This is a genomic window from Bosea sp. 685 (genome assembly GCF_031884435.1).
In the GTDB taxonomy this organism is placed as follows: Bacteria; Pseudomonadota; Alphaproteobacteria; order Rhizobiales; family Beijerinckiaceae; genus Allobosea.
Genome location: NZ_CP134779.1, coordinates 5,830,082 through 5,843,625, shown reverse-complemented (window position 1 = coordinate 5,843,625; position 13,544 = coordinate 5,830,082). Strand labels below are relative to the sequence as shown.

Below are 13,544 nucleotides of genomic sequence, written 5' to 3'. Positions count from 1 at the left end.
AGTGGCTTCATGGCTTGGCGGATCGGGATCGATTCCGGGGGAACTTTTACCGACGTCTGTCTGTTCGACGACGCGACCGGTGAGGTGGCGGTCTGGAAAGTGCCCTCCACGCCGGATGATCCCTCCCGCGCCATCGCGCGCGGCACGCAGGAAGGCACCGAACGCGTCGGCGCCAAGCCGAGCGAAGTCGCCTATTTCGGTCATGGCACCACGGTTGGCACCAACGCCCTGATCCAGCATCGCGGCGTCAAGACCGGTCTCATCACCACCGAGGGCTTCCGCGATCTGATCGAGATCGGCCGCCAGAAGCGCCCCGATCTCTACGATCTCCAGGTCGACAAGGCGCCGCCTCTGGTGACCCGCGATCTGCGTTTCGGCGTCTCGGAGCGCCTGCGCCATGACGGTTCGGTCGAGATTCCGCTCGACGAAGAGGGCGTGCGGGTTGCCGCCCGCGCGCTGAAGGCGGCCGGCGTCAAGGCGGTGGCAATCGGCTTCCTCTACGGCTTCGTGAATCCCGCCCATGAGCAGGCTGCCAAGCGCATCGTCGCCGAGGAGTTCCCGGAGGCCTTCATCTGCGCCTCGCATGAAGTCGCGCCCGAGTTCCGCGAATATGAGCGTATCTCGACGGCCGTGGTGAACGCCTATCTCGGCCCGGTCATGCAGAGCTATATCCGCCGCCTTGCCGACCGGCTGACGGAACTCGGCGTCACCACGACACCGCATCTGACGCAGTCCAATGGCGGCGTCATCGGCTTCGACATGGCCGCCCGCCTGCCGGTGCGCACCGTGCTGTCGGGGCCGTCCACCGGCGTCGTCGCCGCGCAGGCGATCGGCCAGATGACCGGCATCGAGAACCTGATCACCTTCGATATGGGCGGGACATCCTCCGACGTCGCGCTGCTGCGCGGCGGCGAGGCGAAGTTCGCCAGCGACGCGATCGTCCACGGCTATCCGATCAAGGCGCCGATGCTCGACATCCACACCGTCGGGGCCGGCGGCGGCTCGCTCGCCGCGATCGATTCCGGCGGGCTGCTCAAGGTCGGTCCGCGCAGTGCCGGCGCCGATCCCGGCCCGGTCTGCTATGATCGCGGCGCGACGGAGCCCGCCGTCACCGACGCCAATGTCGTGCTGCAGACGCTGAACCCCACTCATCTGCTCGGCGGCCGCATGCCGATCCGGCAGGATCTCTCGAAGCAGGCGATTAGCCGGCTTGCCGACCAGCTCGGCCTCGACGTGATGGCCACCGCCCAGGGCATCATCTCGGTCGTCACCGCCAACATGGCCAAGGCGATCCGCGTCGTCTCGGTCCAGCGCGGGCATGACCCGCGCGACTACGCGCTCGTCGCCTTTGGCGGCGCCGGTCCGCTGCATGCGGCGCGGCTTGCGCGCGAATTGGAGATGAAGCGCATCGTCGTGCCGCGCAATCCCGGCATCGGCTGCGCGCTTGGCCTCCTGCTGACCGATCTGCGCGCCAATTTCGCCACCACCCGCCTTGCCACATTGGGCGACGCTCTGGTCGGCGCGATGACCGAGGCCTTCGCCGGCCTGGTCGCGCAGGGCGAGCACTGGTTCGCCGAGGAGAAGGTCGCGCCCAACGATCGCAAGCTCCGGCGCACGGCCGATCTGCGCTATCAGGGCCAGAATTACGAATTGTCGATCGACGTGCCGGAAGGCCAGATCTCGAGCGCGACCATCGCGGCTTTGGCCGATGGCTTCGCCGAGGCGCATAAGCGGCTCTACGGCTTCGTCGCCGAAGGCGAGGCGGTGCAACTCGTGACCTACCGCGTCGAGGCGATCGGCTTCGTGCCCAAGGCGCAGTTCCGGCCGCAAGCCGATGCCGGGCCGGAATCGGATCAAGCGATCATCGGCAGCCGCGAGGTCTGGTTCCCCGAGGCCGGCGGTTTCGTGGCGTGCAAGATCTATGATCGCGACAAGCTGAAATCCGGCAATGTCATCGCCGGGCCGGCGATCATCGAGCAGATGGATTCGACCACCGTGCTGTTGCCGGGGATGATCGCGACCGTCGAGCCCTACCTCAACCTGATCCTGGAGACGCCGTGATGATCATCAGCGCCACCGTCACCGTCGATCCGATCACCGTGGAAGTCATCGGCTCCTCCTTTGCCTCGATCACCGAGGAAATGGGTGAGGCGCTGGTCAAGGCGAGCTATTCCACCAACATCAAGGAGCGCCGCGACTGCTCGACCGCGCTCTTCGACATCGGCGGCGATACGCTCTGCCAGGCCGAGCATATCCCGATGCATCTTGGCTCCTTCATCGGCATCATCCCGCATATCCTGAAGCGCCATCCCGTCGCCGAGATGAAGCCCGGCGACGTCTTCATCGGCAATGACGCTTATGAAGGCGGCGGCACTCATCTGCCCGATATCGTCCTCGCGGAACCGATCTTCCATGACGGCACGATGGTCGCATGGGCCGTCAATACCGCCCACCATGCCGATTTCGCCGATCGCGGCCACGCCCATATCTACCAGGAAGGCCTGCGCATTCCGCCGATCCGGCTTTATGACGGCGGCGTTTTGATGAAGGACGTGCAGGAACTGATCCTGCTCAACTGCCAGGTGCCGCGCGAGCGCCTCTCGGATCTGCGCGCCCAGATGGCGGCGAACCGCCTCGGTGTCGAGCGCGTGCGGGCGCTCTGCGACAAATACGGACGCTCGACCGTGCTGTCTGCCGGCAAGGCGCTGCAGGATTATGCCGAGCGCAAGATGCGCGCCGGGATCAAGTCGATCCCCGACGGGGTCTATCTTTTCGAGGATTATTTCGACAATCCCGAAATCGACGAGCCGATGACGTTCTCGGTCGCGATCACGGTCGCGGGCGAGGAGATGAAGCTCGCTTTCGAATCCCCGCCGCAGGCGCGCGCCGGCTTCAACATGGTCTACACCGCGCTGCTCTCGACGGTCTATTACGCGGTCAAAACCGTGGCCGACCCGACGATCCCGCCCAATGCCGGCCTCGCCCGGCCGCTGACCGTCACGGCGAAGGAGGGCACGGTGCTGAACTGCGTCCACCCGGCAGCGGTGAACGGGCGCATCGCGGCCTGCCAGCGCGTCGTCGACCTGATCCATGGGGCGCTCGCGCAGGCTGTGCCAGAGCGTGTGATCGCCGCCTGCTGCGGCACGGCGGCGTCGGCGACCTTCGCCGGCGAGATGCCGGGCTCCGGTCAGCTCTGGGTCTATCTGGAGACGATCGGCGGCGGTTCCGGCGCGCGAGCGACAAAGGATGGTCTCGACGGCGTCCATGTCCATATGACCAACACCTCGAACCTGCCGGTCGAGGCGCTGGAGGTCGAATATCCGCTGACGCTGCTGCGCTACGAACTGGTCGACGGTTCGGGCGGCCAGGGCCGCCATCGCGGCGGCATGGGCCTGCGTCGCGTCTACCGCGCCGAGGCTCCCTGCCGCCTCAATGTCGACAACTCCCGCCTGAACTCGCGTCCCTGGGGCATCGCCGGCGGCGAGTCGGGGCAGGGCGGCTCCTTTGTCTTCAGTGACGGCGTTGGCCCCTTCGTTAGGGGCGACGGAGCGCTGGAAGCGGGGCAGATCGTCGAGATCATCACACCGGGCGCTGGCGGCTACGGTCCACCCTCGGAACGGGCTGCAGAGGACAAGGCTCGCGATATCGCCGAAGGGCGGCTGCGGTCGGCTTAGAGCCGGATGGTTTCAGACGGGATCAAAAAGTGATCCCGTCTGAAACCTAAATCCGTCTCTCATCAAAGAGTTAGAGTATGATGTCGTCCGAAAACCGGTTCCCACTTTTCGGCATCATGCTCTGAGCACGGTCACAGCCGCATGCCGCCATCGACGGCGATCTCGGCGCCGTTGATATAGGCGCCCTCGGGCGCGCACAGCAGCCGCGCGATGCCGGCGCAGTCCTGCGGCGCGCCTATCCGTCCGAGCGGGATGCGCTCCAGCGCGAGCGCCTCGCGACCGGGCTCAGTGAGGATCGCGCGATTACGTTCCGTCCGGATGGCGCCGGGCTGGATCACGTTGCAGGTCACGTCCGGGGCGCGCAGCGTGCGGGCGAGGGTGAGGATCATGCTGGTCTGTGCCGCCTTGGTCGCGGCGTAGTAGAAGCAGTCGGCATTGGCGCGCGCCTCCTGCACCGAGCCGATCGCGATGATCCTGCCGAAGCCGCGCGCGACCATGCCGGGCAGGAAGCTGCGGATCAATCGCACGGTTGCGTGCAGGTTGACCTCGCTCTGGACACGCAGGGCCTTGTCGCTGACCGCATCCCAGCTCTCGCGGATTTCCGCGGAGGCGCAGAGCACGAGAATGTCGGGCTCATTTCCGCGCGCCCGAAGTTCCGTCAGCATCGCGGCGGGAGCCAGGGGCTCGGCGAGATCGGCGATCAGGCTGGAGGCCGAGGCTCCGCTGCCGAGAAGCGCCGCTGTCGCGGCCTGGGCCGCCTCCCGGTCGCGGTCATGCAGGATCGCATGCGCGCCGGCTTCCGCCAGCGCTGTCGCGATCGCCAGCCCGATCCCGCGCGCTCCGCCCGTGACGAGCGCGACGCGTCCTGACAGCGTCTCGCCCATCAGCCGAGCAGCGGCTTCACGCGCTTCACGGCGTCATCCATCGCCTGTTGCGGCGGCTTGATGCCGAGCACGGCGGCCTGAGTCTCCTCCAGGAAGATGTCGTGGGCGCGGGCCTGCTCGTCGAAGGCGGGCAGATGGATGCGCGAGGCCTTGAGCGCGGCAGCCTCATCGGCGGCATAGGGCATCGCGGCTTTCAGCTTCTCGTCGGTATAGGTCGAAACCCGCGTCGGGCCGTTGCCGTTCAGCGCCATGGCCAAGGTCCCGGCCTTGGACGACAGCGCCTTGATCATCTCCCAGCTCAGCGGCTTCTGCCTGGCGTTCTTCGGGATCACCAGCGACCAGAATTCGGTCGTCGGCGCGTAAGTGACCTTGCCGGCGAGATCCGCGGCCATCGGCGGCAGCAGCGACTTGAAGCGCCCGCCATATTTGCCCTTGGCCGGGTCGTTATAGGTCACCAACCGGGCGAAGGGGTTGATCGTCATCGCCGCGCGGCCCTGCTGCATCCAGGTCGTGATCTCCTCATTGTTCACGGTCGCGAAATTGCGCGGCAGCACGCCGGCCTTGTAGAAATCGGCCAACAGCGTCAGCGCCTTGACCATGCCGGGCTCGTTGGCGACGAGCTTGCCGTCGGGGGTCATGTAGTCGCCGCCGAGGCAGCGCGCGAGCGTCAGGAAGTTCGAGGCGAAGGCGGCGGTGAAGGCGAGGCCGTTCACCTGTGTGCCGTCGTCGCGCTTGAAGGTCAGCTTGCGGGCGAGCTCGGCCAGCTCCTCGAAACTGGTCGGCAGCTTGCTGACGCCGCGCTCCTCCAGGATCGCCTCGTTGTAGATCAGCGCGTTGGTCGCATGGCGGACGGGGATGCCGTGCAGCGCGTCGTCGAGCTTCATCGGCGCGATCAGGCCCGGCGCGAAATCATCCAGCGCCTCGATGGCTGCATCCTTCAGCAGGGCGTCGAGCGGCTCGAACAGCTTGAGGTTGCGCGGCACGGCCCGCCCGTTGAGCAGATAGGCGACGTCGATTGTGGTCTCGCCCAGCGTCGCCTCGCGCAGCAGCCGCTCATGGATGGCGTTGACGTCGCCGAATGTCACCCAGTTGACGCTCGCGCCGGATTGCTTGCGCCAGGCCTCGGTTGCGTCGCCGCCCGGCCCAGTCGTGGCCGAGGTCTGGTGGACGCGATGGCCGAGCGCGGTGACGGCCTTTGCCTGGGCACGGGCGATGCCTGGCAAGGCGAGCGAGGCCGCGGCGCCGCCCGAGATCAGGCCGAATGCGCGGCGGGAGATGGATGTGGTCATGGCTTTCCTCCGAGGGTTTGGCTCGCGCTGTCTCGCGCGTTGTCATGTGTTCGATCTCAGGCGGGGAGCAGCGGCTGCACGCGCTTGACCAGCGAGGCCATCGCCTCCTCCGGCGTCTTCAGCCCGAGCACGGCGGCTTCCGCTTCTTCCTTGAACAGGTCGCCGGCACGTGCGGCTTCGTCGAAGGCGGGCATCGGCACGCGCGCGACCTTCAGCACCTTCAGCTCCTCGGCCGCATAGGGCACGGTTCCGGCGAAGCCTGCATCGGCATAGGTCGAGGCCCGCACCGGGCCATTGCCGTTGAGCGCTGCCTTCAGCGTCGCCTCCTTCGCGACCATCGCCTTGATGAAGCTCCAGGAGAGCTCCTTGCGCCTGGCGTTCCTGGGGATGACGAGACCCCAGAACTCGACCTTGGCTGGCGCAGCGTCGTATTTCCCGGCGAGCGTCTTCGAGGCCGGCACCGCGACCGTCTTGATTTTGCCTGGAAATTTCGACTTCTGCGGGTCGTTGTAGATGCGGTTGCGGCCCATGCTTTGCAGGCTCATCGCGGCGCGGCCGGTCTGCATCCAGACATTGACGTCCTCGGGCGAGAGCGTCGCGAAATTGCGCGGAAACGCCCCGCTTTCGAAGAGCGCGCGCAGGAGCTTGATCGCGTTCAGCATGGCCGGCTGGTCGGCGACGCATTTGAAGTCGGCCGTGATGAAATCGCCGTCCCAGGCGCGCGCGAGGTCGATCACATTGGGATAGGTCACGCCTGGCATGCACAGGCCCGTCACCGCCGTGCCGTCGCTGCGGCGATAGGTGCAGGCGCGCGCGATCTCGATCATTTCCTCGATCGTCGCCGGCGGCTTGCTGAAGCCCTTCTCGGCCAGAAGCTCCTCATTGTAGTGCAGGCCCGAGGAGGCATGGCGGAAGGGGATGGCGAGCTGCTTTCCGCCGACCTTCATTCCCTCCATCAGCCCCGGGAAGATGTCGGCTGCATCCTCCAGCGGGTCGCGCTTGAGATAGTCGTCGAGCGGTTCGAACAGGTTGGCGGCGCGCGGGATCGCCTGGGTGTTCAGGAGGAAACCGACATCGACGGAGGTCTCGCCGAGGCTCGCCTCGCGGAATAATCGCTCCTGCAGCGGGCCGGTGTCGAAGGTCGTCCACTGGATTGTGGTGCCGGTCTTCTGGCTCCAATCCCTGGTGATGTCGCCGCCCTGCGTGCCGGTTGCGACCGTCTGCATGACGCGGTGGGCGAAGACGTTGAGCGGACCTGTCTGTGCAAAGGCAGGTGCAGCCTTCAGCCCGGCGAAGCTCAGACCTGCGATGCCCAGGCCTGCGATGCCAACGAGCAGTTCTCTACGGTCGAGCCCTTGTCCTGCCGTCATGATATTCCTCCCGGGATGCCGCGATTTCCGCGATGGCGGCTTCAGCCGCTTCGAAATGCTTGTTCATGGCGGCTTGCGCTGCCGCGGCGTCGCCGATGGCGATGGCCTCGACGACGCGGACATGCCGCTCATAGGTCCGGCGCCAATCGGCCTTGGTGCGGGCCTCGCGCGAATTGAAGATCTCCATCACCTGCCGGATCACCGGGCGCAGGCCCCTGATCTGGAAATCGAGCAGGCGGTTCCCCGCTGACGCGGCGATGGCCTCGTGGAAATCGAGATCGGCCTCGATCCAGAGCGGCACGTCGCCGAGTGCGGCTTCCATGCGCTGCAGAATCCCTCGCAGGCGCTCGAGATCGGCGTCGCTGCGGCGCTCGGCGCTATGGGCGGCGATCGGCGGCTCGAGGATGCGGCGCAGTTCGACCGCCTCAATCAGCCCGGTCTTGCTGCCGCTGACGGCGAAACGGAAGAAGCGGTCGAGCGGGGCGGCATTCAGCGCCTGCACGCGCGTGACCTTGCCCTGCTGGATATGGACGACGCCCATCGCTGCGAGCTGGCGGATGGCCTCGCGCGCGATCGGCTTGCTGACGCCGAAGGAGGCCGCGATCCGCGATTCCGAGGGGAGCGCGTCACCAGGCTTCAAGCGCCCGTCATGGATCGCCTGGGTGATACGCGCGATCAGCGCGTCGCCGAGCCGCGTCGGCACGACATCGGACCCGCCGAACGGGTCGTTGTCGATCGCGGCTGTCAGGGCGGCGTCGTTCATCATCGTCTCCATGAATTGATGATTGACAGATGCTGCTCATCTTTGCAACTGATCAACCTATCAGATAAGTTTAACGTCTCAGATAAGTTCAGTGTCCTGGGGAGGACAGCGCCGCCATGACGGCAAGCCGCATCACGCAGATCATCGCGCATCCCTTGCGCGCCACGCTTCCCAAGGTGCAGCGCACCTCGCAGGGCGACTATCCCGCCATCGAGCTTGTCGTCGTCGAGGTCGTGACCAGCGACGGCGTGGTGGGGTTCGGCGAGGCTTTGGCGCGGCGCGGCGCGGCCGGCTATGCGCGGTTGATCGACGAGGTGCTCGGCCCCCGCCTGATCGGCAAGGACCCAGCCGACCGGCGCGCGCATTGGAAGGCGATGCGCGCCGCGCTGTCTGGCCGCCCCGGCGGGCAGTTGGTCGAGGCGATCGCGGGCATCGACATCGCGCTCTGGGATATCGCCGGCAAACAGGCCGGCCTGCCGATCCACAAGCTGCTCGGCGGCATCGGGCGTACGCAGGTCGCGGCCTATGCCTCCTCGATCAACTGGCTCGACGATGCGACGGTGGAGGCGGAGGTCACTGCTGCGCTGAAAGCCGGTTTCCGCGAGATCAAGGTCAAGCTCGGCCACCCGCTGAAGGATGCGATCGCCCGGGCGCGGTTCATCCGCAAGCTCGCGGGCGACGATATCGCCCTCTATGTCGACGCCAACTGGGCTTATGATGTCGATGACGCGCTGATCGTCGGCCGGGTGCTGGCCGATCTCGGCTATGGCTTCTTCGAGGAACCGATCGCGCCGCATGATCGCGAGGGCTATCGTCGGCTCGCCCAGCACCTGCCGATCAGGCTCGCGGCGGGCGAAAGCGACTATGTCGCCACCGAGGCGCTGCTCATGCTGCAGGACCGTTCGCTAGGACTGATCCAGCCCGATGTGACACGCTCGGGCGGCATCACCGAGACCTGGCGCATCGCGGAACTCGCCGCCGCCTTCAACACGGCCTACGCTCCCCATGTCGGCTGGTCCGGCGCGATCTGCGTCGCCGCCAGCCTCCAGCTCGCGGCCGCCGCCGAGAGCTTCCGCACCTTTGAGTGCATGGTCTACGAGAACCCGCTGCGCGATGCCTTCACGCATCCCGTGGTCGGCGAGGGCTCTCAGCTCGCCGACGGCAAGCTCGCAGTGCCGCAGGGCCCGGGCCTCGGCATCGAGGTCGATCGCGACGCGCTCCAGCGTTTCCGGGTTTCGTGATGCCGGCGATGAGGTTCTTTCTCTCTCTTCCGTACCATCACTGGGAAACGCGCCGTCGTCCCGGACAAGCCGCGCGGCGGCGCCGATCCGGGATCCATTCCGGAACGGTTCAGGCATGGATTCCGGGTCTCCGCGGAGTTTATCCTTGGGCCGATCGAAGATCGGACCCGGGGGCTACGCCCGGGATGACGGCGCGGAGGTGTAAACGGCCAAGAGCATGGCAATTGATGCTGCGGGGTCACCAATGACCGCGCGCACGCCCCTTTCGGCCATCGCATTGGTCGGCCCCGTCCAGCTCATGGTCGGCGGCATCATCTTCCTGCCGGCGATCTACGTGTTCTGGCTCAGCCTGAACCAGTCCTCCTTCGGCCAGGCGGCGAGCTTCGTCGGCCTCGCCAACTACGCCAAGGTCCTGAGCGACCCCTATTTTTGGCGGGCGCTCGTCAACACGGTGATCGTCGTCGCCGTGGTCGTGCATCTCGAATTGCTGCTTGGCCTCTTGATGGCGCTGTTCTTCGCCTCGGGCGTGCCGTTCCGACCGATCCTGCTCGCCATCGTGCTCGCGCCCTATGCGGTCAGCGAGGTCTCGGCCGTGGTGATGTGGCGCTATCTGTTCGAGCCCGATGTCGGAATGATGAGCCAGATGCTCTCATTCCTGGGCCTGCCGCCGATCGAATGGGCGGTGAAGCCGAGCCACGGCCTGTTCATGGTCTCGCTGCTCTCGATCTGGCTGCACCTGCCCTTCTCCTTCATCATCATCTACGCGGCCAGGCTCTCGATCCCGAGCGATCTCTACGAGGCCGGCGCGATCGACGGCGCCAGCAGCTGGACGGCGTTTCGCCGCATCACCTTGCCGCTCTTGATGCCGGCCCTGCTGATCGCGGCCTTGTTTCGCTACATCTTCGCCTTCCGGCTGTTCTCCGAGGTCTGGCTGATGACCGGCGGCGGGCCGGCGCGCACCACCGAGGTGCTGGCGGTCTATCTCTATCTCGAGGCCTTTCGTTACAACGCCTTCGGCTCGGCTGCCGCCACGGGCTGGCTGCTCGTGCTCGCCTCGCTCCTGCTCGCGCTGTTCTATCTGCGCCGGCTCTACAGGGAGATGTTCGGCAAGCATGTCTAAACCACCCTCCCTCTCTCGCGCAGCCCTGAAGCTTCTCGGCGTCCTCGTCATCGTCGCCTGGTCGGTTCTGCCGATCGCCCTGATCGCGATGTCCTCCTTCAAATCGGACCGCGATATCTTCTCGCTGACCTCGCGTTTCAGCTTCGCGCCGACATTGGCGAATTACGAACTGCTCTGGAGCCGCTGGGGCGACTTCTTCTTCGGGCTCTGGAACAGCTTCATCGTCACGGTCGGCGCAACGGTGCTCGCCGTCCTGGTCTCGTTGCTCGCCGGCTTCGCCTATTCGCGCCATGCCTCGAAGGGGCTGCAGGCCAGCGCCTTCTTCCTGATCTTCATCCGCTTGATCCCGCCGATCGTGATCACGCTGCCGCTGTTTCCGGTGGTGAACTGGCTCGGGCTCAACGACACGCATCTGATCCTGATCGTGCTCTACGCCACCTTCTTCGTCTCGCTCGGCACCATCGTGATGCGCACCTTCATCGACCAGATCCCGCGCGAGCTCGACGAGGCGGCGATGATCGACGGCGCTTCACAGATGCAGATCGTCTGGCGCATCATTTTGCCGATGGCGGCCCAAGGCATGCTCGCGGTCGCGGTCTTCGTCATCGTCTATGCCTGGAACGAGTTCCTCTTCGCCTTCATCTTCACCACCACCAAGGCCAAGACCGCGCCTTTGGTGATCTCGGAGATGATCGGCGCGGTCGAGGGTGTCGAATGGGGCGTGCTCTTCGCCGCCTCGACCGTCCAGCTCCTGCCGGTGCTCGCCTTCGTCATCCTCATGCAGAAGCATCTCGTCGCCGGCCTGACCGCCGGCGCGGTGAAGGGGTAGAAACCAATGACCTCACCCAATTCGCAGCTCGACGACATGCGCCGTGCCATCCGCGAGGCCGATCCCAGCTTGAGCCGCTTCGACCCGCTGCCGCGCATCATCTGCCTCGATGATTTCGACCGGGGGATGTGCGGCTGGACCCAGCTCGTCGGCAATTACGAGCACTCGCTCGACGCGATGCTGCCGGGCTATGCCCAACACAGCCATGCCATGCTCTCGACCTTGCCGAACTGGGATTTCGGCTCGCATGGCGGCGTCGACGGCTCCTATGCGCTGAAGATCGCGACGCGGCCGAAGACGGGTGCGCAGAACGTCGCGATCAAGCGCCTGACCTTCCGCAAGGCCGGCCCGATCCGGCTCGAGACCTATTTCACCTTCAAGCCGGAGGCGACCGAGCTCCAGCTCTCTGAGACCGACATCCGCTCCTTCGGCTTCCTCTATGACCTCCAGGTCGGCGACCAGCATGGTGCGGGCGGCAACCGGGTGATGCCGCATCTGCGCTTCCTCAATGCCGAAAACGGCGTGCACCTGCAGAAATGGCAGTTCAAGCGCGAGACGACGCCGATCAAGCCGATCGGCACTGCCGGCAAGACGATCACGCATTACCATCTCGCGCCGACCGACTGGGAGGACCTGCCGGGCGGCGAGCAGCGGCTTTGCTACAACGAGATCCCGACCAAGGTGAACTGGCATTATCTGCGTTTCGATTTCGACCTCGCGACGATGCAGGCGACGCGTTTTCAGGTGAACGACCGCGTCTTCGACATGCAGGCTTATGACTGCATCCGCATCCCGGCGATGAAGAACCTCTGGTGCATGCTGAATATCGGCTTCTTCGCCGAGACCGACACCGACAAGCGCGCCTTCGCCTATCTCGATTCCGTCTGCCTGTCGGGAGACTTCTGATGCTGCCCGAGAACCTCACCGCCATCGTCGCCCGCAACGAGATCTGGACGGCCGAGAGCGCGACCGAACCCTATGAGGCCGGCTGGGCCAAGGAAGCGATCGTCTTCGTGCGGGCGCTGAAGCCACCCAAGGGTAAACTCCCCAAAGCGCGCATCGAGATCTCGGCCGACGGCATGCATTGGGCCCCGGAAGGTTCGGAATTCGACCTGCCGGCGACGGAGAACGCCGTCACCTTCCAGCGCGTCGCCCATTTCGGCAATTTTTTGCGTGTTGCGGCGTCCTTGCCCGCGGGGGCGGAGATCACCGTGCTGGTCAGCATGCATTTCAAGGCTTGAGGCCACGGCCTCTCACGGCAGGTTCTCGCGCAGGATGATCTCGGTGCGGGGGCTTGCCGTGCCGTGCAGGGCCGGCCGCCCGGCGCGCAGATTGGCGAAGATCGCGACGCAATCCATCAGCGCCGCCTGCGGATTCTGGGTAATGACCGCATCCATCGCGCCCTCGATGAGCAAGGCCCGCGTCTCCGGCGTCAGGCCATGGCCGACGAAGACGACCTCGTGCTGCCGGCCGGCTTCCTTCAGCGCCCTCGCGATGCCTTCGGGACCGCCGCCGATATTGTAGATACCGGCAAGGTCGGGGTGCTGCGCCAGGAGGGTCTTGGTCTGGCGATAATTCCTGGCCTCGTCGTCATGGCCCTCGCGCAGGCCGACGACCTCGATTGCCGGGAAGAGCTCCTCGAACAGATGCAGGAAGCCCATCTCGCGCTCTTCATGGGCGCGATAGCTCAGGCTGCCGGCGATCATCGCGACCTTGGCGGGTTTGGCCCCGATGAAGCGTGCGATCAGGTATCCGGCCGAGCGCCCCGCCGAGCGGTTGTCGAGCCCGACATAGGCGACGCGCTGTGTCTTGGCGATGTCGGAGATTAGCGTCACCGTCGGCACGCCGCGCTCGGCCAGCCAGTCGACCGCTTCGCGGACCGTCGGGTGCTCCAGCGCCATGAAGGCGATGCCGTCGACGTCGCGCCCGATGCGGCGCAGATGCTGGGCCAGCAATTCGGGCTTGAAGCTCTCGATATAATCGACGCGCGCCCGCATGTTGAAGGAGGCGAGCTGGTCCTGGGAGCTGCCGATCAGGCGCCCGAGCATGCCGAGAAAGCGGTTCGTGCCGGCGGGGATCAGGAAGGCGAGACGCAAGGGTTTGAGCGCGCTGGCCGGCAGGGCGCCGTCCATGACGTAGCCGAGCTCGCCAGCCGCCTTCAGGACGCGCTGCACTGTGACTGCGCGCACGCCGGGGCGCTGGTTCAAGACCCGGTCGACGGTCGCGCTCGAGACGCCGGCGAGCCGCGCAACATCGCCCATCCCGGCCATGCGGCGGCGGCGTGGCAGGTTCTCCGTTTCCTCGGTCGTGGCACCGTCATTCTGAGAGAGAGGCATTCAAATCCAATCAAAAACCATCAGAGAATGAGTTTGAC

Annotated in this window: 12 protein-coding genes; 7 read left to right on the top strand and 5 right to left on the bottom strand. The window is 65.9% G+C overall.

From position 1 onward, the window contains the following. The first annotated feature begins 9 nt into the window (after positions 1-9). Together RMR04_RS28465 and RMR04_RS28460 are read left to right on the top strand one after the other, a co-directional pair. The gene (locus RMR04_RS28465) at positions 10-2,061 is read left to right on the top strand and encodes a hydantoinase/oxoprolinase family protein (protein ID WP_311911875.1); all 2,052 of its coding nucleotides are present in this window, start codon (positions 10-12) and stop codon (positions 2,059-2,061) included. Beyond that, a complete protein-coding gene (locus tag RMR04_RS28460; RefSeq protein ID WP_311911874.1) occupies positions 2,061-3,674 on the top strand; it encodes a hydantoinase B/oxoprolinase family protein in 1,614 nt (537 codons plus the stop codon). The genes RMR04_RS28465 and RMR04_RS28460 overlap by 1 nt, the downstream gene beginning before the upstream one ends. A gap of 131 nt (positions 3,675-3,805) precedes the next feature. On the opposite strand, the gene RMR04_RS28455 is transcribed toward RMR04_RS28460, so the two are convergent. From RMR04_RS28455 to RMR04_RS28440, 4 genes are read right to left on the bottom strand one after another with little or no spacing between them, the layout of a single operon-like run. Then, a complete protein-coding gene (locus tag RMR04_RS28455) occupies positions 3,806-4,558 on the bottom strand; it encodes an SDR family NAD(P)-dependent oxidoreductase (protein WP_311911873.1) in 753 nt (250 codons plus the stop codon). Then, the gene (locus RMR04_RS28450; protein ID WP_311911872.1) at positions 4,558-5,847 is read right to left on the bottom strand and encodes an ABC transporter substrate-binding protein; all 1,290 of its coding nucleotides are present in this window, start codon (positions 5,845-5,847) and stop codon (positions 4,558-4,560) included. The genes RMR04_RS28455 and RMR04_RS28450 overlap by 1 nt, the downstream gene beginning before the upstream one ends. Before the next feature lie 56 nt (positions 5,848-5,903). After that, positions 5,904-7,217, bottom strand: a complete 1,314-nt coding sequence (locus RMR04_RS28445; RefSeq protein WP_311911871.1) for an ABC transporter substrate-binding protein — start codon at positions 7,215-7,217, stop codon at positions 5,904-5,906. Beyond that, positions 7,189-7,980 carry a FadR/GntR family transcriptional regulator gene (locus RMR04_RS28440; RefSeq protein ID WP_311911869.1) on the bottom strand — a complete coding sequence of 264 codons (792 nt, stop codon included), beginning with the start codon at positions 7,978-7,980 and terminating at the stop codon, positions 7,189-7,191. Before RMR04_RS28440 ends, RMR04_RS28445 begins: the two co-directional genes overlap by 29 nt. Positions 7,981-8,096: 116 nt before the next feature. Here RMR04_RS28440 and RMR04_RS28435 point away from each other — a divergent pair, with 116 nt between their 5' ends. The 5 genes from RMR04_RS28435 to RMR04_RS28415 all read left to right on the top strand — a co-directional run bounded on the left by RMR04_RS28435 (position 8,097) and on the right by RMR04_RS28415 (position 12,411). Then, on the top strand, positions 8,097-9,221 hold the full coding sequence (locus RMR04_RS28435; protein WP_311911868.1) for a mandelate racemase/muconate lactonizing enzyme family protein: 1,125 nt from the start codon (positions 8,097-8,099) through the stop codon (positions 9,219-9,221). Positions 9,222-9,465: 244 nt separating this feature from the next. After that, positions 9,466-10,341: a carbohydrate ABC transporter permease gene (locus RMR04_RS28430; protein ID WP_311911867.1), complete on the top strand. Its 876-nt coding sequence runs from the start codon at positions 9,466-9,468 to the stop codon at positions 10,339-10,341. Next, on the top strand, positions 10,334-11,170 hold the full coding sequence (locus RMR04_RS28425; protein ID WP_311911866.1) for a carbohydrate ABC transporter permease: 837 nt from the start codon (positions 10,334-10,336) through the stop codon (positions 11,168-11,170). The genes RMR04_RS28430 and RMR04_RS28425 overlap by 8 nt, the downstream gene beginning before the upstream one ends. Before the next feature lie 6 nt (positions 11,171-11,176). Next, entirely contained in the window at positions 11,177-12,076 is a 900-nt protein-coding gene (locus RMR04_RS28420; RefSeq protein WP_311911865.1) for a DUF6772 family protein, read from the top strand. Next, positions 12,076-12,411, top strand: coding sequence for a hypothetical protein (locus tag RMR04_RS28415; RefSeq protein WP_311911864.1), 336 nt, complete (start codon positions 12,076-12,078; stop codon positions 12,409-12,411). The genes RMR04_RS28420 and RMR04_RS28415 overlap by 1 nt, the downstream gene beginning before the upstream one ends. A 12-nt stretch (positions 12,412-12,423) precedes the next feature. On the opposite strand, the gene RMR04_RS28410 is transcribed toward RMR04_RS28415, so the two are convergent. Beyond that, positions 12,424-13,506, bottom strand: coding sequence for a LacI family DNA-binding transcriptional regulator (locus RMR04_RS28410; protein WP_311911863.1), 1,083 nt, complete (start codon positions 13,504-13,506; stop codon positions 12,424-12,426). Between the last annotated feature and the right edge of the window lie 38 nt (positions 13,507-13,544).

Coding starts and splice junctions, on each gene's coding strand:
- RMR04_RS28465 (WP_311911875.1), top strand. CDS start 10: ATGGCTTGGCGGATCGGGATCGATTCCGGGGGAACTTTTACCGACGTC.
- RMR04_RS28460 (WP_311911874.1), top strand. CDS start 2,061: ATGATCATCAGCGCCACCGTCACCGTCGATCCGATCACCGTGGAAGTC.
- RMR04_RS28455 (WP_311911873.1), bottom strand. CDS start 4,558: ATGGGCGAGACGCTGTCAGGACGCGTCGCGCTCGTCACGGGCGGAGCG.
- RMR04_RS28450 (WP_311911872.1), bottom strand. CDS start 5,847: ATGACCACATCCATCTCCCGCCGCGCATTCGGCCTGATCTCGGGCGGC.
- RMR04_RS28445 (WP_311911871.1), bottom strand. CDS start 7,217: ATGACGGCAGGACAAGGGCTCGACCGTAGAGAACTGCTCGTTGGCATC.
- RMR04_RS28440 (WP_311911869.1), bottom strand. CDS start 7,980: ATGAACGACGCCGCCCTGACAGCCGCGATCGACAACGACCCGTTCGGC.
- RMR04_RS28435 (WP_311911868.1), top strand. CDS start 8,097: ATGACGGCAAGCCGCATCACGCAGATCATCGCGCATCCCTTGCGCGCC.
- RMR04_RS28430 (WP_311911867.1), top strand. CDS start 9,466: ATGACCGCGCGCACGCCCCTTTCGGCCATCGCATTGGTCGGCCCCGTC.
- RMR04_RS28425 (WP_311911866.1), top strand. CDS start 10,334: ATGTCTAAACCACCCTCCCTCTCTCGCGCAGCCCTGAAGCTTCTCGGC.
- RMR04_RS28420 (WP_311911865.1), top strand. CDS start 11,177: ATGACCTCACCCAATTCGCAGCTCGACGACATGCGCCGTGCCATCCGC.
- RMR04_RS28415 (WP_311911864.1), top strand. CDS start 12,076: ATGCTGCCCGAGAACCTCACCGCCATCGTCGCCCGCAACGAGATCTGG.
- RMR04_RS28410 (WP_311911863.1), bottom strand. CDS start 13,506: ATGCCTCTCTCTCAGAATGACGGTGCCACGACCGAGGAAACGGAGAAC.